The organism is Clostridium sp. 001 (assembly GCF_019056555.1).
Classification (GTDB): Bacteria; Bacillota; Clostridia; order Clostridiales; family Clostridiaceae; genus Clostridium_B; species Clostridium_B ragsdalei.
On the sequence record NZ_CP020473.1, the window covers coordinates 1,251,757 to 1,273,088 of the forward strand.

12 protein-coding genes are annotated in these 21,332 nt (G+C 28.4%); 1 reads left to right on the forward strand and 11 read right to left on the reverse strand.

Translation table 11 applies throughout. The features are described from left to right. The first annotated feature begins 448 nt into the window (after positions 1 to 448). Complete coding sequence (locus tag B5S50_RS05620) at positions 449 to 1,702, forward strand: ATP/GTP-binding protein (RefSeq protein WP_217303314.1); 1,254 nt, start codon at positions 449 to 451, stop codon at positions 1,700 to 1,702. A 1,364-nt stretch (positions 1,703 to 3,066) separates the two neighbouring features. Here the strand turns inward: B5S50_RS05620 and B5S50_RS05625 are convergent. The 11 genes from B5S50_RS05625 to B5S50_RS05675 all read right to left on the reverse strand — a co-directional run bounded on the left by B5S50_RS05625 (position 3,067) and on the right by B5S50_RS05675 (position 21,327). Further along, positions 3,067 to 3,375, reverse strand: a complete 309-nt coding sequence (locus B5S50_RS05625) for a type II toxin-antitoxin system death-on-curing family toxin (protein ID WP_368041503.1) — start codon at positions 3,373 to 3,375, stop codon at positions 3,067 to 3,069. A 61-nt stretch (positions 3,376 to 3,436) separates the two neighbouring features. After that, positions 3,437 to 3,682, reverse strand: coding sequence for a type II toxin-antitoxin system Phd/YefM family antitoxin (locus tag B5S50_RS05630; RefSeq protein ID WP_013239895.1), 246 nt, complete (start codon positions 3,680 to 3,682; stop codon positions 3,437 to 3,439). A 162-nt stretch (positions 3,683 to 3,844) separates the two neighbouring features. Next, the gene (brxL, locus tag B5S50_RS05635; protein ID WP_217303315.1) at positions 3,845 to 5,875 is read right to left on the reverse strand and encodes a protease Lon-related BREX system protein BrxL; all 2,031 of its coding nucleotides are present in this window, start codon (positions 5,873 to 5,875) and stop codon (positions 3,845 to 3,847) included. A 21-nt stretch (positions 5,876 to 5,896) separates the two neighbouring features. Further along, positions 5,897 to 8,458 carry a BREX-1 system phosphatase PglZ type A gene (gene pglZ / locus B5S50_RS05640; protein ID WP_217303316.1) on the reverse strand — a complete coding sequence of 854 codons (2,562 nt, stop codon included), beginning with the start codon at positions 8,456 to 8,458 and terminating at the stop codon, positions 5,897 to 5,899. A 16-nt stretch (positions 8,459 to 8,474) separates the two neighbouring features. Further along, positions 8,475 to 9,047 (reverse strand): hypothetical protein, encoded by a 573-nt coding sequence (locus B5S50_RS05645; protein WP_217303317.1) that lies wholly within the window; start codon positions 9,045 to 9,047, stop codon positions 8,475 to 8,477. Then, the gene (locus tag B5S50_RS05650) at positions 9,040 to 10,338 is read right to left on the reverse strand and encodes an AAA family ATPase (RefSeq protein WP_217303318.1); all 1,299 of its coding nucleotides are present in this window, start codon (positions 10,336 to 10,338) and stop codon (positions 9,040 to 9,042) included. The genes B5S50_RS05645 and B5S50_RS05650 overlap by 8 nt, the downstream gene beginning before the upstream one ends. A gap of 64 nt (positions 10,339 to 10,402) precedes the next feature. Beyond that, positions 10,403 to 12,640 (reverse strand): hypothetical protein, encoded by a 2,238-nt coding sequence (locus B5S50_RS05655; RefSeq protein WP_217303319.1) that lies wholly within the window; start codon positions 12,638 to 12,640, stop codon positions 10,403 to 10,405. A gap of 60 nt (positions 12,641 to 12,700) precedes the next feature. Beyond that, positions 12,701 to 16,399: a BREX-1 system adenine-specific DNA-methyltransferase PglX gene (gene pglX / locus B5S50_RS05660; RefSeq protein ID WP_217303320.1), complete on the reverse strand. Its 3,699-nt coding sequence runs from the start codon at positions 16,397 to 16,399 to the stop codon at positions 12,701 to 12,703. Positions 16,400 to 16,463: 64 nt separating this feature from the next. Next, positions 16,464 to 20,030, reverse strand: coding sequence for a BREX system P-loop protein BrxC (gene brxC, locus B5S50_RS05665; protein ID WP_217303321.1), 3,567 nt, complete (start codon positions 20,028 to 20,030; stop codon positions 16,464 to 16,466). Positions 20,031 to 20,056: 26 nt separating this feature from the next. After that, positions 20,057 to 20,641: a DUF1788 domain-containing protein gene (locus B5S50_RS05670; protein WP_217303322.1), complete on the reverse strand. Its 585-nt coding sequence runs from the start codon at positions 20,639 to 20,641 to the stop codon at positions 20,057 to 20,059. Positions 20,642 to 20,718: 77 nt separating this feature from the next. Beyond that, positions 20,719 to 21,327: a DUF1819 family protein gene (locus B5S50_RS05675; protein WP_217303323.1), complete on the reverse strand. Its 609-nt coding sequence runs from the start codon at positions 21,325 to 21,327 to the stop codon at positions 20,719 to 20,721. Positions 21,328 to 21,332: the final 5 nt, after the last annotated feature.

Genomic DNA, 21,332 nt, shown 5'->3' on the forward strand with positions numbered 1-21,332 from the left:
CCAAGCTTTAGTCTTTCCTACACTCAAATAAAAGCCCTGGCTACTGCTATAATTTTAATCGGATACTTTCGAATTTTATCTAATGGCTCTCTATCAGTACACACGTGGTTCTAATTCATCATAATATTCATTTATTAAAGGGTTTTTATTTTTTTTAGAGAATATATCTTTTAGATAAAAATGGAATAGGAATTATTTAAAATTAAGCTCAAATTATTGTGGCTTATAATCAACATATTTATTTAAAGAATTAAAAGTTTATCTTAATATAAATATAGTGACCATACAACGTCTTGTATATAAGTTTATAAAATAAATCTATATATTTTAATGTTTTATTTATAAATTTTGTGGTTTCGTCACATATTTATGAATATAATATAATTATACATAATATTATATAAAAAGCATACCAAACAACTGAAAGAAAATACTGGAGGATAATAATATGTTAATAGAATTTAGTGCTCAGAATTTCCTCTCTATAAAGGATAAAGTAACGCTTAGTATGTTAGCTTCAAAAGACACCTCACACGAAAACAATATTATTAAAAATGCAGATAAAAACCTAAATGGATTAAAAATAGCATCTATATATGGAGCTAATGCATCAGGAAAAACAAATGTGATAAAAGCAATAAGTTTTTTAACTGATTTTTTAGGGAAATCACATGAAATGCAGCAAGGTAAAAAAATTGAAGTTGAACCATTTAAACTTGATAGCTCATGCCTTGATAGTCCAAGTAAGTTTGATATTATATTTAAGACAGAAGGTATAAAGTATGCTTATGGTTTTTCAGCTACAGATGAAAAAATCATTGATGAGTATCTTTATTATTATCCAAATGGAAGGCAGACAATAATTTTTGAAAGAAAAAATACTAATAATTATAAGTTTACTAATGATATAGAAAAACAAACTGCAATAAAAGATAAATTTAATTCACCAAATAAACTTTTTATTGCAGTTGCAAGCTTATGGGAATATGATAAAGCTCAAATACCATTTAAATGGCTTAATGACAATTTAATTGTTCTTATTCATCACAGTGATCTACAAGAATTAACAATGAATTTAATGAAATCAAATGAATCTATTAATAGGAGGGTTAAATCCCTATTAAAAAACGTAGTTAGTGATATTGAAGATATAAAATTCACAGAAATTGAAGTAGATGCAAAGGATGATCCAATATTAAAATATTTAAATAAAGATGCAAAATCCAAGCTTTTGGATAGTTCAAATAAACTTTCTAACATTAGTACTCTTCATAAAATGAATAACTCAGAAGAACTGGTAGAATTTGATTTGGATGAGGAATCAGATGGAACTAAAAAACTTTTTGGACTCCTTGGTCCGTGGATTGAAGTATTAGATACAGGAGCAACGCTTGTGGTAGATGAACTTGATATAAAATTACACTCTAAACTAACAAGGTTCTTAGTAGAACTATTTCACGATAAAGAAATAAACACAAAAGATGCCCAACTTATTTTTTCAACTTATGATACCAATCTTTTAGATCAGGAGATTTTTAGAAGAGATCAAATATGGTTTACTGAAAAGAAAGAAGATAATAGTACAGACTTATATTCACTAGATGATTTTCCAGTTAGAAAAGATGCTGCAATTGAAAAAGGATACTTACAAGGAAAATATGGAGCTATTCCATATCTGAAAGGTGGCTTACAATGGCAGTAAAAAGAAAAATTGTAGAATTATCAAGGGACAAGAGGAAAAACTTTAATTGATTATTCTAAAGTTCCACCTAAATTAAATATAAAAAATATAGTTGAAGGGAATGGGTATAGATTTGTGTAAAAACCAAATACAAGAATAGGCGAACTTGTTAAATATATTGAAGATATTAATAAGGAATAAAACCTAAAGATTAGTGATTTTATTATAAAACCAGTACTCAGCATAGGCGTACTGGTTTCTAACTATTTATATATAACATCATTCAACTGCCGGGTACCCAAATAAAGAGCTAGTTAAAATCGTGTATTTCTTTGCTTTTAGAAGGTCCGGATAAAGGAGGGACTTATAGAAGCTTAGAAATACTAGATAGAAACCTGTCCTTTTTTGGGTGGCAGTTAAAGTTCCCTGATATATGGGATATGAAATATATACACTAATAGCTATATTCCTATTAGAACTTAATCTCTTTTATAACATGAAATACATATTTAATTCGAGTAATTTTAATACACTAAAATTTATTTTTATGATACTTTTACAATCTGGGTTACTAATACTATATTGATATAAGCAATTGATAAACAACACTTAATTCATCTAAAATTTTAAAGGGATCTATGGGTAAGAAGGCTTTTCTCCAGAAAAATACACTTCTAATAACTTATTATCAAAAGTCTCTGGTGAATAAAAATATGATAAAAGATTAAAATTCTTAAACATTTAATACCTTACTTTGCAACATATTCCTAGGACAAACCGATATTTTTTCTTGCCTCTTTTAATCTATCATATATAGTTTTCATAAAAATCCTCTCCTTAGATACTCTTATATCCAAAATTGATGTTTTTACAATAAATAATGTTATAAATTCTAACATTATTTTAAATATAATTAAATGGCTAAATACTAACAAAAAACTTTCAAAAGCATTTTCAAAATCTCATATATAAAAATATGCCAATTAATTTATTTTACTTTTATAACTAATGACTATATGTAATTATGGATTATATCTAAGTTAAGTCATTTTAATAAATTGAAACTTATTTTTACGCATCATACTTATAATTTATAAAATTAGTATTACATATGTTATTACAAGAGCGGAATCTATTTTTTATGATGTGGTTTACTAAATAGAATATTATGTTTGCCTTTGGACTAGCTATTTTTTGAACGTAGTGAATAATAACAGCTAGTCCAAAGCTTCCCTTCGACTGAAAGGAGCCTATTATAGAACTTCGAAGAATTACTTCCTGGGTTTTGGGGCGGAGCATACCATTAAAATTAATTGCTGTGGACATGCTTTAATTCTGAGTGCGAGAAGATTTAAAGCTTGGCCACAGCTTCATAAAACTTACCATTACACCAAATGGGATTTTATCCATAGTACAATGCCTTCTTGTTTAAGTTCTCCTTTTGCTATATCTAATCCCATGTCAATGAGTTCTCCTTGAGTAAATTTTATTTTTATTTTGTTATATTCAAGAAATATTAACATTACATATAATCCTGTTCTTTTATTGCAATCTACAAAAGGATGATTATTTATTATGTTAAAACATATATTAGCACATTTATCTTGAATTTCAGGATATAAATCTTGGCCATCAAATGTTACCTTTGAGTTTTCTATTGCAGATTTTAAAAGATTTATATCCCTAATCCCGATCCTCCTGTAGTATTTATCATTTTTTCATGCAATTTTAATATATATTCAACTGAAATATACTTCATCTATCTGCTAACTCCTTAAATGCATACATATTTTCTTTTAAAATTTTATCAGCAATTTTATCTAAGTTTTCTTCTTCTGAAGATGCTTCTTTGCTAAATTCATCAAAATCTAAAAGAACATATTTAGGTTTATTATTTTTCATTATTACTACAGATTTACTTTCATCAACAAGTTTAGCTACTTTAGAAAAATTTTGATTAGCTTCTGACATTGAAATTATTTTTTGGGTATTTACTAACATTAATATTCCTCCTACCTCATATATTTATATTATCACAAAATAGGATGAATTTATCCTATTTTAATAAATATATTATGCTATTTTCAAAGTTTAAAACATTTATATTTAATACCAATGGATATAAAATAAACCTGACTGCATCTTTAACAGTCAAGTTTTAAATTATTCCACTCCTAATGCCTTAAACACTGCATCCTCTGGAGTCTGATAAAATGATATTTGAAATTTAGCAAATAACTCTGGCGGCACAATTCCAATATCCACTGCTGATGACATCGGAATTAATATTTTCTTTGCACCGGAATCAAAGCATACCTGCAGCACATTTGCTAGTTCTTCCACCTTACTTATAGTTCCACCTATACTCATAGATCCTAAAACAACTATCTGACTTTGAGCCGGTCTATTCATTGCAGCAGAACACAGGGCAATAAATGCTGTTAAAGCCAGTTCACTTGTAAGACCAACTCCATGAATATCTTGAACATGCATCAAATAATCTTTTGTTCCAGTACTTATTGTGCCACTAATATTCTTAGAATTTGCTTTAAAAAATCTAAAAGCTGTTTCAATGGCTTCCTTTGCCTCTCTATCTGAGCCAAGTCCAGTTTTTTCAAATTTGCCTGAACCATTTACAACTTTCGTTTCTATCTTATATGCTCCAATCATTCCAGATCTTCCTCTTCCAATTGTATATAGATGTCCTGCCTTACCTATACCTTCTGGAATAATCTTGCCTCCCCCTTGTTCTGGAACAGATACAAATTCCTCTTCCATTGTTTCATTATCTATATAAGAAAAATTAACATCATAAAACTCCATTCCACCAATCTTTTTTAATTGTTCCTTTACTCGGCGTCTACCTACGAGAGCATATCTTAATATTTCAGCAATATCGTCCTTATTATATTCTCCATTTGGATATATAAGTTTAGTCAAGCCAGAAACTGTTTTTCTTACTGCTATTACATCTCTTTGATTTAGATTATTTCCTAATTTAAAATACTTATCAAAAGCATCAGTAAATGAATGCTTTCTCATTTCTCTACACCATTCTGATAAATAATCAGTTATATATCCATATTCATCCGTTAAAAATTCCGGACGCATCTTGGGAACTTCCCAGCCTGGTAAATAATAATGCATTCTATCAAAGAAAGCAGAATCATTTGCCATAGCCTCTGGAAATGGTTCAAATAAGTGAGATGTTTTTAAAAGCACTTCTACACTTTGATTTATATTACCTACAAAAATCATTGAAGCAGATGCATTCTTTTCCTCTCTTCCTCTAGCAAAAGATCCTGAAGCCATGTAATCTTTCATTATCTGTATTCCATCATTGTCTTTAAATGTAATTCCTGCAACTTCATCAAAAGCAACAGCATCCCACATTCCAACAAGTCCAATTTTTCTTGAAGCCATGTTATAAAAAAGATTGGCAACTGTAGTTTGTCCTCCAGAAATCAATATTGAATTTGGAGATATTTCCTTGTAAATATGAGATTTACCTGTTCCACGTGGTCCAAGTTCACATAAATTATAATTATTTTCAACAAGTGGAACCATTCGCTCTAGCATGTGCCATTTTACATTATAGTCTAATTGTGTAGGCTCCATACCTATACTTCTTATTAAAATGTCTATCCACTCTTCTTTAGTAAAATTCTTTCTGCCTTCCATTATTTCGTCAATATCCAAATTAGGCATTTGAATGGGCGTTAGACTATCAATATTAAATGGGCTTACATCCCTAGCAGTTTCATCATAAAAGTAAGATATTTTAACTATATTCCAAATTCCACCTGATAATAGTTTTTCAAATTCTCTAACATAATGTGATGATATTACTACACCTTTTAAACCAAGGTTAGAAAATTCTGCTTCGTAAACATCCTTCTTTTCGTTTAGCTTTACGCTTACTTTATCAATTACAGTATATCTACCTAACTCTTTTATTTTTGACTTTATTTTTTCTGCTTCATCCGGCCTTACAAAGTTATCTGCAAGTATTTTTTTAACTCTCTCTACACCATCATTTATGCTATCTTCATCATATGTAGCACAGTACATTCCAAGCAAATATTCTAATACATAAACTGGGACATTTGCTCCTTCTTTTATTTTTTTAGTTAAATCTTTTCTAACAACTCTACCTTGAAAATAGGTATTAAGTTTTTTACTTAATTCATCCATACCTTTTCCCCTATTCAAATTTTAAAATTCAAAATCATCAGATATCGCAATGTCAATAATAAATGGTATCTTCTCGTATATATTCTCTACCGCTTCTTCCTCATCTTCCATTATTAAGTAATACTTCTTTTTCTTATCATACGGCATGCTTTTCAATGTAAACTTCTCTTTATAACTTCTGTCCTCAGGTTTAGTCGATTTACTATCAGCAATAATCATGTTTTCATTACTAATTCTATTTCCTTCTTCATCAGTAAAATAAATTTTTAATCTTAATGGTATCTTTTTATCCTCTACCTTCTCAGTTTGGAAAAACTCTAAGTAAGTTATAACACTAGTAATTTTTCTTGAGATATTGGTAAGTTTAACTTCTACTTTTCTTGTATCTGATTTTCCATTCTTACTTCGATCATTTTTAAACTTTATAACTGGAACTACAATTTCCTGTAATGCTGCTCCTCCATGAACAAAGTTTGCTCCTTCTCCTTGAACCTTAAATCTATTTGAGCCTCTAGGAACAGTAACATACTTACCGCTGTCTTTCCCCAATATATAATCCATAGAAAAGCAAATTGTCCCTTCCATGTTTTGTTTTTTATCACTGATTATAAATCTTCGCTTTTCAACTGCTGCATCTTCTGCATTTTTAGATGTCTTATCACTTTCAGTTATTAAGCCGCGCTTATATATGAATCCATGATCTGAAGTAATATATATATTTGAAGCACTAACATTATTAATCAAGTCATTTATTAAAGTTTTTAACTCCTTAAAAGTCTCATCCACAGCATTAAATACTTCTCTTTCTGTTGCTGCATGATCTCCTATTGCATCTATAGAATTATGGTATATATATATTAATTTCTTTCCATTAAAAGTTTTCCTAAATTCGCTTCTTGACATTTCTATTAAATCTTTATATTGAATAGCAACACTGCTCTCAGAGTATTTTAATAAAACTTTTTCTCTATTATCTGTTCCAGCAGAATTAATATCATCTACTATTATTTCTGCTTTATCATCTATTGCAATCTTATCATTAGGAAGTAAACTTGCCATGCCCAATTTTGTATAAGAAGGTATTATCCCCTGCATAGCATATATTTCCGTAAAGCCTTTTCTTTCAATATTTAACATATCACTAAATTCTTTTGCAGCCTCATATCTTAAAGCATCTGATACAACTACAAATACTCTTTCTCCTTTAATTACATGTTGTTTTATAAAAGTATTGTAGAAATCATTTTGTTGAGTAATAACTGGTATATTCCAATTATCTTGTAATTCATCACTAATTGCATTAGACCATTTAACTGATAATTCATCTACGAACCAATTTACATAAGTATTCTCTACTTTCTCCCTTAATTCAACCAATGCTTCCTTATCTTCCAATTTGTCAAAGGCTGCATAAAATCTTCTATATGCCTTATCTATTACATAATACTTATTTGTATACTTTTCAAAAAACTCTTGGACTTTATATTGTCTTATAAATTCACCTATGTTCTTTTTAACTTTAAATAATTCCACAGCAGCATTTATAGCTTCATATTCCTGTGCAAAATCATTGAAAAAGTGCGTTGTTCTTCTCGCTGATATTACTTCGGTATATTTATCATATTCACCAATATCATCTAACAGTTGTTCTACTAATTTACTTATAATTGCCTTATCAAAGGCCTTAAATACATCACATTTTATGTAGTTATCAATATCCCATTCTTTTATATACAGCTGTATATTTAATTTATCTTCGAATTTATTTGCAAATGCATTATATATTTTTGAATCTACAGAATGACTCATAAAGTGGCTCATGAATACTATACAATCTGATTTTTTAGAAGATACATATTTTTGCCAAGTTCTTGGTATAGCTTCATCTAGTGTATAACTCAAATTTGTAACCATAAAAAATAATATTAATTTTTCTAAGTTTTTGTCCTCTAAATTAAATCCATAATATTTCTCAACTAATCTCCAAAATGCTTTTACGTCACCAAACTTTTCTATAGCCTCTAAGTATTTATTGTTATCTTTTAATTCTTCTGCAAACAATGCTTTTATCACCGATTCAATGTCACAAACATCTAATTTACACAATACAGAAAGCACTGCTATATCAATTTTTTCTTCTGTATAATTTTCTATTTCATATTTCATAAAACTTGCATATCTTTCTTTATTATTAAAGAACTTTAGATACCTCTTAAAAACACCTTTTAAGCTATCATCATTTACTCCAAGTTCTCTCATGATAGCAGTAGTTTTATCTGTAGAAAACTCAGTACTATATTTTAAAATATCTAAGAGATAATTTTCCCTTGGTGATGGTTTTTGCATATTAGCATAAATAAGAAAATGTGATACCTTATCAACCTTTTCAATTTGATATTTTATTGCATAACTATTATTTTCAGTAAGCTTTAAAACCCTTACATTATCGGGGCTTAATTCATCTATATCTTCAGCAAATTCGCCTTCTTCATCATACCAGAAAACTATATGCCTCTTTTTTCCGCAGTCAAGTTCCTTATTAAACGTTTCTGTTAGTACATTTTTTATCTCTTTTAAATTCATATTCTACCAACTTCCTTTAAATTCGGATGCATCCTGCACCTAAATCGTCAAGTTCTATTCTCCCATAATACACATTGGAATTAATGAAATCAAAATTCACCTGCTGCTGTTCCCACTGTTTAATTAACTTTCTAATATTAACATTCTTTTGAATTACAACATTCTCACTTTTGTCAGATGAAATTTTTTCATTACGATAAGCACTGTATACTTCTATACATTTAAACTCTTCAATGCCTAAAATCCCCGCTAAAGCAAGAGCATTATGAACTGTTCCTTTAAACTGCTCAATGCTCTTAGTTAAATTCTTTATAGATAAAGTTTTCTTAAACTCAATAATAATTAACTTCCAATCATTATTATCAATTTTCTGAAATATAATTGCATCAGCACATTTATGATTTTTAAAGTAGCCTACTATGTTTTTATCTGCATTAAGGAAAGCAATAGAATGATTGGTTAAATCACAAACTAAATTAGCCTTGCCATCTTCTATTTTTTCCTCAAGAATTAATTTTTCAGAAGAAACTATTACTTTGTTCTTTAAATCCAATAACTGTAATCTTTCTTCAAAATCCATATTAATCATCTTCTTCATCCTCTAAGATCATAACTTCATCCGTAAGTTTACTTATAACATCATTAAAGGTTGGAAGTGGGAAGCCTGTTTCACTATTCTTAATTGCAGTTACAGTAGTTTTACCTTCACTAGTATTAAACTCATACACTCTAACATTAGATATATCTAAACAATCTTGTTTTTCTAAATTTAACTTCTTTAGAAGTTCTGCTTTATCCTTATGAACATTTAACTTCAATAAATTATTTATCTGCTGCATAAAAGTATCGCTGTGAGTTGTAAGCCACACATTTAAACCTGAATTTACAAGTCTTACAACTACTCTAGCCATAGCAATTTGAGCTTTTAAATGCAGGTGTGCTTCTGGTTCTTCTATTATTAAAGTTCGATACTCTTTTAAGTAGGTGAGAAAAAGTACCAATGGTGTAGTTTCAGTTACTAAGGAAGATGTTAAATATAAAGGTAACTCTTCCTTTGAGTTTTCTGGGATATATGATATATTTTCTACAGGAGCATTATCTTTTGCTATATTTCCTTTAATTATCTCTCTTTCAATAAAAGAAACAATAGATTTAAACTCTATACTCTTCTCCTTATCTAATTTCAACCAGTTTCTTAAAAAACTTATTATTGGCATAGTAAAAGTGCTTTGAGAGGTCTTTTTTGCAAAACCAGATGAAAATCCTGTATCCATCAAATTATCAAGTAATATTTTATATGTCAATGCAAAACCTGTTCTTGAAGCAGGTAAAAAAATAGGTTCCTGTATATTTTTATATTCCCATGACTTGTATGGTTCAATTAATAGAAAATAACAAATTCTTGATAAACTGTACCATATCATTTCAGTATTGTCCATTCCAATATAGCCATGATTTTTATCTAAATCAAGATCTGCTTTGTCAATACAAATATCTTCAATATATTTATACTTTATGCAAATTTCTTCTATTGGAATATTTTTATTAAATATACTTTTTATAATCTTAACCTTATTCATATCTAAAATTTCATTAAACCAGTTTACTAATAATTGTTGACTTGTCTTATCTATAATTATGTTCTGTTCGATATTTAATGATTTATACCACTCACAGCATAATTTATATGACTCTAATTGATACGCATTTTTATCGTTAACTAATATGCTACCTTCATTGATAAGCCCCCACAATAAGCTCATGAGATAACTCTTACCTGAGTTGTTATCTCCAATAAAAATCATAAGTGGACTTACTTCAATCTCAGCACTTTCTATCTTCCCAAAATTTTTAACACAAAGACTCCATCTGTTTTTCACATTATCCCTTCTTTCATTTTTATCTTTTTCAAATTCATATTTCTCCAAGTTGTTCAAATATATTTTATATGAAAGTTACTAATTCTTTGTTAGTTAGAATCATTACTTCTCCATCAAATTCACTTTTTAATCCATCTATTAATTGTTGTGTAGCATTATTCCACAAATTACTCATTGTAGCAAATATAATAATATCAATTTTAACCTTTTTGCATAGTGTTCTATAAAAATCAAACTGTTCTTTCTCTATGTAATCTGGTTTCTTAACTTCTCCCAAACATAACTTTCCATCAATAACACATATTATGTCTAAATTGTTTTTCTGTCCAGTAGACTTATTTACTATATCTGAGTCAAATACCCAATCAAATTTTTTCTTACTTATTTTTTCTAAATAATTAATTGTTAAAAATGGCACTTCCATATCTGACACTAAACCTTGATATACAACTTCATTTAATTTATAGAGCCATAATGGATTTATATCATATACTTGCTCTTCATTACATCTTTTACACCTAAATGTCTGCCCAACTTCTTCCACGAAACACCAATTATTAAATGAACAGTAATCACATGTCAAATAAAATCCTCTTTGTAATATAGATTTTTGTTGTAATTCCTTTATTTCTTTTGGAATATAGTCAATTTTTTTATAAAGTTCCCTATAATTTTTAGGCTCCTCTATCTTAAACAACTTAAATATTTCAAACATATTTAAAACTCTTCTATCAATTTCTTTCAAAATCCATCCTGGCTTTTGCTGTGCCTTATTATCACTAAGTGTACTAAATAATTTTTTGTATGGTTCTGTAGTAAGATATTTTAATGCTTGTGTAAATCCACCAGATAGCTGGATATATTTTTTATGATATCTTCCTGTTGAACTTAATTCTAAATTCGAGTACCCAGCATCATTAAGTATAGTATCAAAGCACTTTTTCAGATATATATCATTAAAATTGTATACTGTTCCCCCACCACAATACTGTAAATTTATACAATTATCTTTTGTAATCCTTAGAAATCTTACTTCATGAGGTGATGTGTAATCGTCCTTATAACATTCTATTACGTCATTGCTTAACATTTTATCTATATTCTTATTATATGGAAATATAAAATCACTTGATTTAATCTTTACTATGCAAGTTCCTGCATATTCTTCTCCATTAATTACAATTTCGTAATTATTCTTATTTTTTGATATAATATTATGGCTCTCTTCTATAAAAGGTAACTCATACTCAAATTCATTAAAGTCATCATACTCGTTAAGCATAAACTCAATATTTGCTTGTTTCAAATTATTTAATAGTTCTCTTAAATCTAGATTATTGTTATTTCTAAAAATAGTTATGTTTTTTCTAAAAGTTTCATATTCTACATTAGTTACTAATTTTATTAATACTTCTGACAAATCACTTATATTATTTTTAAGGTCATTATTGCTAATCCAATGAACATATTCACCATTTGCTCTTAAATTCCAGAATAATAACGCTTCATCAAATCCAAAAGTATCAGAAACTATAATTTTCAAACCTTTTTTATGCTCATTATATCCGGCATAACTATGTCCATATGATATTGTGGTGTTGATAAAAGTTCTTATACTCGGTATTCTAAATTGTGTCTGTATATTTTTTAATAATGACAAAGCAATATTTTCATTTGGAAATTTGTTATTATCTTTGATTGAAGTCTCATAACTTTCCTTTAACTTTTCTCTACTTAAAATTTCAAAATTATTATAATACAATTCATCTTTTAAGGCATCTATTAAAAATTCTTCTCTATATGATAATTCTTCATCATCAATATGCCCATACTCAAATACATCACCACATACAAAATAAGCATACTTATTTTGTTCTTGATTTAACTCTTCTGACGGATATACGAGAACTTTCTCTTCTTTTAGTCTTGGATTAATATTTTTTAATAATTTTTTACTTACCCTCTTGCATTCAAAATTACCAATTCCACCATCATAGTAATCAATGTATTCCCTTAGATAATCCCATTCAACAATATCATATGGATTTATATTGCTAATATTAAAATCTATTTCTTCCATTCCTTTAGGCAAAATAATTATATCTGGATCATATGAACTTATTAATTTCTTATCACTTTCACAAATTTCGCCTTTATCATCTATACCTACTATTAAATTATAATATCCCCCTAATATCCAACAGTTATATTTAACTATTAAGAATAACTGTTCCCAATCATCTTTTGTAGTAATCCAAACTATTTTTCTTGGCTTAGTTTCTACTATCACATTTTTTATCACCACACGCCCCCCTTATTTTAACAAATAAATTCAGCACTAAAATAATGCTGAACCTATTAATTAGATTTTAGCCAATAAATTAGCCTTTAACGGCTTTTTACCTTCTCCTTGCGGTACTTCTACCCCCTGAAATTTAGCATAATTTACTTTAACACCATCATCAAGATCTATACTTATCTTCTGATTTGCTACGTGGGCAATAACTTGATCATATTGAATACATTCAATTATTTGTTTTTGTATTTTTTCCTTTTTCTTTCTTGCTTCATTCTTTTCTCTAGTTGAAGTAGAATTTTCCATAATCATATCTAATCTATTTACTTCAGCCTCATATTTTCTTTGAAGCAAGTGTAAATAATCTGTTCTAACTCTTGCTACAGTACCAACATCATATCTATGCATGTAAATTAAAGCTTTGAATCCATCATTTTTACCTGAATCGAATAGCCAATAGATTGGTCTCTTTTGATAAGTTTTAAGATGATCCTTATAAAAGTCTTTTAAGAAATACCTTCTTATTGCTTGTCTTGAGGTTTCATTTCCTTTTTTACCTATAGTATCTGCAATATAATCCAAGTTTTCTTCTAAGGTTTCTTCACTAAAAGTTATTTTAACAAACTCTACAAAGCGACTTACTATATCATCTTCAAAATATTCATCATCAGTGATTGGAATTACATTGTCAGCATCAGGTGGAAAAGTAACATCAACCCAAATATCCTCTATTATATTTTCATCATCTTTTATTGATTTTTTAATTTTCCATTTTTCACTTTCCATTTTCCATTTATCTGACCACTCTCCACCAGCATAAATTAAGCCTTCTTCATCTAGTGAATATCTACCAAACATACATCCTACAGCATAAGAGATAAATGATTTAACATCTCGAACTTTATCTGCCTTTCTAATAGTTACATCCTTGTCTAATACTTTATAATTCAGTTCATCTTCGATTCTATATATTCCTATAAATATCTTATTTAATTGTTCTTCATTGTGCCTTAATTTTTCAAATTGATTACTCTCAATATTACTATATAAAGCAAAAACTTCTTGAATCAGGTTTTGCTGTTTTCTAAATTGCATAAAAGGATGCTTCATAAAGTCCCATGATGTTTCATACAAGTTCCATTCTTTCTTAGATATATCTATACAATCTGATACTAAATTATTAATTACACTTAATTTATCCTCTTCATTTGTCAACATTACTGGTATTTTTGAAACCTCTCCAACTTCATAAGTTATTGTTTGACCACTTATAAAATTTATAAATGTTTGACCTACTTTACTGTTTAATAAACCTAATATATATAATAGATTTTCCCCAAAAATTGATGGTCCAACGGCTGCGAAAATAAATTGCTCTTCAAAAAACCTTAATTGAAGTCTGCCATTTGGAACATAAGTCCAGGTTATCCCAGGGTTAAAATAAAATTTTTCATTTCTTATAACTGATTTCTTAAACTTTTTCAAAGTTAAACCATTATTACCCCAATTCACTACATATTGTCTATTACCATACCATTTTCTATAACTTCCACCCTTATTGATTGGATACCACTTCTTACATTTATCAAGTTTTCTTAATGACGTATCTTGCTCATTTACTTCAAACCAAAGTTTTAAAAATCTCTTATCATCTGATGTACTCAGACCTTTTTTACAATTAACAATTTTCCCAAGTTCAGTTTGTCCGCTGAATATCATAAGCATTTCACTACTTATCCAATAAATAAATGGATAATTTGAGATCTTCATAAAATTTTCTTGCTTAAATGAATACCTTAATCTAGTTAATCTACATTCATTATCATCCTCAATATTGTTTTCTTCAGCAGTCTCTTCATTCTTATTATAGTAACTAGTAAAATCTATCATATAATCACTATTATTTTTTGCTTCAAAGAAAATATTCCTAATATCATCTGGATTTATATATTTAAAAGTTTTTTCAAAAAGCCTAAAGAAATCAGATTTATAATTATTAACACTACCTTTGCGCAGGGTAAAACTTGCAGAACCGAAATCTACTCCAAATATGCCTCTACCCATATGAAGCATATTAACAACATTAGATTTTGTTAAAACAAATTCTCTTAGTTTATAAAATGATTTGATAGATAACCAATTAGGCTGAGTAATCATTGATATATAGTTTTTACTTAAATCAAATGACCTTCTTATAAAAACACTAAACATATCAGTTTTATAATCAGAATAGTATGATTCTATATAAAGAGATAATTTTTCATTCATTCCTATATTTCCCATGTAGGGTGGATTCGTACATACCACATCATACTTTTGACTTAATATCTTACCCTGTTTAACTAAATCAGGTAATTTGGTCAAAATAATATTCTTATGCTGCAATTCAAATAAATCATTGGTACCGCTATTTCTTATTTCATCTATTCTTCTCTCAATTGCATCAAAATCAATTTCTTTAACTTCTAATATAGAACCATATTCTTTTGCATCATCAAATACATTTATTAAATACTCTACATCTTCTTTTAACGGTTCATTACCACTTGCAAAAAAATCTATGGCTTCTTTAGGAAATCCATTACTCTCTTGAATAGAGCACACATTTAAGTCTATTTTTTTCCTAAATATTCTTCTACTATAACTTCTGGCCTTCATCATAACAGCAAAATATGATAATTGCGCTGCCCTACCGTCTATATCTAACCCATAAAGGTTCTTTTCTAGTATGAGTTTAGGAATTTCTCTTTCTGAATATCCTGCTGATTTATAAATGTCATATAATACGTCAAATGCATAAACAAGAATATGACCCGACCCCATACATGGATCTAGGAATTTTATATCTTCAGGTTTTAAACCTTTATTTTCATCTCTTATAACCTGTAACTGTTTCATAACTTCTGGTTCTTGCTCTGCTTCTTCTAAATAGTACTTCCACTTAGCCTTTAATTCATCATTTGGATGACTTTCTAGCCATAACCTACCTAACGAATTTTCCACCATGTACTTTACTATCCAATCAGGCGTAAACAGTTGTGTGGCTGCTGGTATATTTTCTTTCGTTATCTTCTTATTTTTCTTTAAATCTGCAAATACTTCATCTTTCTTTTCAGAAATGTAATACTGATATAACCATCCTATAATTTCTACTTGTTCTTTAAAATCTTCTTCATTAATTGATGTTACTAAATCTCTTATTATGGACCCCTCTTGTAGTAAATTATCTGGTAATAACAATTCTGTATAATCTTCTATTTTTTCAAATACTAATGGCATTATTTTCCCAAGTTCATTACACTGTTTTATAAGTAAATACTTAAATAATTCTTCTGTATTATTTTCATCCTGCAATTTATAAATTAAATCTACATTTAAATTTTCAAAATCTAAGTTTGCTGCTTCACGAATGATATCAGGTTCTGCTTTATTACTATCAGTAGATGATAAAACTCTTACGCCGCTAGGCAAATATTCATTTACTTCCATAAATCTAATAGCAATTAATCTATTAAACCAGGTATAAGCAACTTCTTCAATAACTTGATCAAAACCTTTTTCATTTATCTTTTTAATTAAACTTTCTCTATGTTTAAGTAATCTTTTGTCATACTTATTGCCATTCACCTCAAATGCATCTTCAAAAGTTTCTACATTTTTTATTTCATTCTTTGTTATGCCAAAAGTATATGCCTTTTGTTCTATTTGCTCTTTTAATTTAACCCTTGCATTAACTGCAAAGTTCTTAATTGCAGATTTATCCATAAGTATCTTCCCTTCATATATCTATACAAAATAAAATTTCAATATATTTTGTATAAAATACTATTTAAACAAGTTTTATTCTGGTATCTTCATTTAATTCTTGCTTTAACTTTGCTTTTATATCCTTCAATAATTCGTCAATATCAGCTTCGGTTTCTATAGTTTTGGCACCATGAAGTATATTTGCTATACTTATATTCTTTGTTTTCTTTGTCTTATATACTGGAGGCTTTTCTCCCCTTATTATATCAGTACCGCCACCTATAACTAGTTCTGGATTTGACACTACTGGCGGCTTTCTTCTTTCTACTTCTCTTGATATTTCTTCAAAAGAACGCATTTTTAATCTATCACTTTCTTCTTTCATTGCTATTGCTTCATAGAAATTGTTAGCTCTATCTAATCTACCAATCAAATCATCAAATCTCTTTTGAAACTTGGCACTTAATTCATCTTTAAATTCATATAAACTAAGCTCATTTAATACTTTCTCGCAGTCTGATTGAATTACCTTTCTTACTGGCTCACATTCTACTTCTAGTAAATCAGTAAATCTATTTGAAAATTCTTCAATTAGTCCTGGCAACTGAGGTATCTTAGAATATGGTTCTTTACTTTTAATTATGTCTTTAATCTTTTGTATTAAATCTATAGCCTGATCATCTAAAACATAGGTCTTATTTTTATTATAGATTTCAATCTTTTCTAAAGCATCATCAAAGAATTTCTTTTGATTCTTAAAGAATTTTTTTACATCCTCAGAATAGTCTGCATAATCTAAAAAATCATCCTTTAACTCATAACATTTTTCATAAAACTCCATAGTATCTTTTATACTTATTGCTTCATCAAAAATTTTCTTCCCTTCATCAAGTATATTTTTGCCTGGATAATTTGCTTGCTTATAATACACTAGAAGTTCTCTTATACTTGCTATTTCTCCCTGTGTTAAGTCTTTAAATCTATTCATAAGTCCATCTTCATCAGCCGGCACAGCAGAATAATTAAATAATTCCTTACATAATTCTTTAACATTAGTTATATATTTTACTGGAGTTTTTGCTCTCTTCTTGACTAATACTTTATCCAAATAATCTCTCTTTGTTAAATATTTTACTACATCCCTATCATCAGTAGTTAAATATTGACTATTATATTCTATCTTTATTTCCTGAGCCTTAAATAATTTTATTATTATTGCTGCAATATCAAGTTCTACCCATCCATAGGGGGCTTTTGAATATAATCCTATAATCCCTTTCATCGTAATAGGAATGTTTCTTGATGTATTTCTTTCAATATAGCTATTTACTTCATCTATTGCTAACTTATTTTTTTCTTCAATAAAACTTCCCTGAACATTATTGTTTAATAGAATATCTTGTAATTCTCTTGAACTATCTATATATTCTTTAATGTAATTCAGTTTGCTATATAGCGTATCTATTAATGTCTTAAATGCATCATTTATACGTTCAACTGGGTTCTTTTCTTTAATATCCAAAAGCTCCGAATTTGCAAATATTTCAGCAGTTTTTAACCCTTCAATTAATAGATTTTTAACTCTATCTTTTCTTTCAGAAACTTCTCTTGATTTTCTAGTTTTTATATCCTCTATGACCTGTGTTGATGCAGTACCACTTTTTACTCTTAGATATGCTTGAATTTTTAATATTTCTTCCATTTCTTCTAGGAATGTTGTATCATTTGGTAATTTTATAATTACATTATTCTCTCTTGCAGACATCAATTTTAATTCTTGATGGGTAAGATCTACACCTGTTTCAAAATAAGGTGTAATTACTTTTAACCCAATTTCATTATTTTGCTGTCCTCTTGGTATGTCATCTATCATTGCATTATATGGGAAATCATATTTTGAAGAATACCTATATTTCTTTTCAGTATAAATTTCTTCAAATATTGTTCCACCAACTTTTTGTATGACTTCTCCCATATCAATTGTTATATTCTTAATTTCCCTATTAACATCCTGCTCTTCGTGAGTTAGGAATATATATTCTTCTCCATTTTTTTGAATAAGGGTTTGTCTTACTAATTTCTTTAATGACTCCTCTACTTTCTTTTTAATCTCTAATTTATCATCATCTATATGCTTAACTAATAATGTAGATATATTTTCAAGATTTGAAGGTATTTCTTTTACATACTTAATCATAAATAAAAGTTTTAATACTTCTACATCTTCCTCGTTAAGTTTCGAGTTATTTTTTGCATGAATTATGACCGTTTTTATATTAGCATCTAAAAATGATTCTATAGTATCATAAAATGCTGAAAATGGTATTAATACGCCCATTTCTTCATTTTCATATTTAATTGATGACTCTTGAAATGCGCTAAGTAGTGATCTTTCACCTTCAGCTAAATGCTTACCAGATGCACCATGTATTCTAATTCCTGTAAATACCGATTGAAGTAAATTAAACTGATAAGGTATAAATGGATACACTTCGGCAAAATCATTTTCGTTTTCATATACTTTCATTTCTGCCGTATCATTTGAAAAGGTTATTAAATTCTTTAATATAGAACACTTATCTTCATACAGCAATTTCAATGAATCTGCTGCTCCTGGTTTTTTTTGTAGTATACGCTTTTTAATTACTTCATCTACATTTGCAGATGATAGTGACAATCTAGTATTAAATCTGCCTTGAATTTTACTAAAATCGTTTCCTTTTACCTTTGTTACAGAGTCTATATCTTGCTGACTAGTAACGATAACCCATGCTTTACCACCACAGTATGTTCCTAAATCTTCAACGACTGTTTGCAAATTTAGCATTAACTGAGAATCGCTGCCTATGTATTGTCCAATCTCATCCACTAAAAAAAGTACATGATGATTTTTACCTTTTGTTTCAATATACTCTTTAACCCTTTGAGCAAACTTCTCTATACTTAAACTATAATTTTCTTCTGCTTTATTGTACCAATCTCTTGCTGTTTCTTCACTCATTTTAGTAGTTTTAGATAATGCATCTACAATAGAGTCTTCCTCATAGAAAAAATCTTCTCTTGCATCTTCCCAAATGCTCCCTGATATCTTTTCAAACTCTGCCTTAAAATCCTCATACACTTCATCTTTAACCATTTGTCTTTCTAAATCTGCTACCCATGGTATAGAACCACAAAAGCCTTGCATTTCATTAAACACCTTATTAAATACTTTTAATATGGAATCTTTGTCTGCCTTAGAATCTGATTCACTCTTTGAATCAATATTAAATAAAATAACATCTGCTGTAATATCCCCTGCCTGTTTCATATCTGCCACAACCATTGGATCGTAAACTTTATTATCAAAGTATTCAATAGACTTTTTTCCATTTACCACCCTGTTCTCAAGCAAATATGATAATATTTTTAGAAAATGTGATTTACCAGAACCAAAGAAACCTGATATCCAAACTCCCATTTTATCTGTATGATCTAATATACCCTTTTTATATGCTTCAAAAAAGTCACCAAAATGTCCTAGTAATTCATTTGTAACTACATATTCATCTAGTTCTTGAAAAATATCGGAGTCATCATCCTGTCCTACTTTAATAACTCCTTTTATATCCCTTTCTATATCCTTTAAGAACATCTTCTTAAGTTCCATGCTTAAACCCCTCCGTATCTCAGTCTTTAATATTTATCTATTAATTGAAATGCCCTATAATAATTATCATCTTTGATCTCATTAAATAAAATCAATTCTAAGCCATCATATTCCCCTGGGAAAAACATAACTACAGGCACTTGATCAATTGCATTATGTAAATTATTCAATACTGTATGTGAACGCATAATTGGCCATGCTTTGCCAACACCAGTTATAAACACAATATCATTAGGTTCAACTCTATTTACTATATAATCCAAAACCATATCATTTTTAAGAGTCAATCTAAGTGATTTTCTAATAGCATTAAAAACATATTTGCTGCCTTTTTTCTTCTCCATTTCAATGTTTTTTTGCAAATATCCTTTTTTATCCATTATATCTAGTATTATTTCATATAAATCAAATTCTTTTATATTAATATCAGAGTATTCATCACTAATCTTTTGTTTTATGAACTCAATATGATCTCTTACCAAAAGTTCATACTTAGGTTCATAATCAAATATATAATAACCCATTTCATTACCTAGTCCCATGCTTTCCCTAAAGGATTTATCTGTAATCTTAGGTATTATTTCATCTAATCTTTGATATATTGTTTTCATTTTTAACTCTCCTCTAGGCATTTTAACAACTTAGTCTAGCCTCATTATCATTTACAAGTTTTTCATATAACTTCTACTTATGACTTATGTCCTAACATCACTTCTAAGTATATACCGTCACCTATTTCTTTTAAATGTTGTGCTAAGTCACAGTCTACTATTGGTATAGTTATTTCCTTATCACCCTTTTGATTTTTAATGAATCCTGCTTCAAAAAGGATTCTAATAAACACCTGTTTAATTTTATAAAAGGTATATTCCTTCCATGATGCTACAGTATCACTTTGTTCGCATTTTCTTTGGAAGTAAACATTAAAGTCACTATCTATAATATATTTTTCCCTCAAGATATTTTTATCCCTATAAACTTCGCTCATAAACTCAAAAAATAACCTATCAGTTTTCATAATCATATAAATCACAATTTGCTTACTCGTTTCTAAATCCCCATTCACTAATTTATCAAGTAGGAATTCATCTAAACTCTTTAATCTTTTTAATGTTATTGACGCAATTTCCTTTTTTCGTGCTTCAGATTTCATCTGAAAAATATTTTCTTTAATGGACATATTTTTTATTTGAAAATCATTAAATCCTTTTAAAATAAGGCTTGCAGCCTTTTTTGTTTCTATATAAAGGTAAGGCATCGATTTTATTGTAGATTTATATTCTAATTGTTTAGTCATATTTT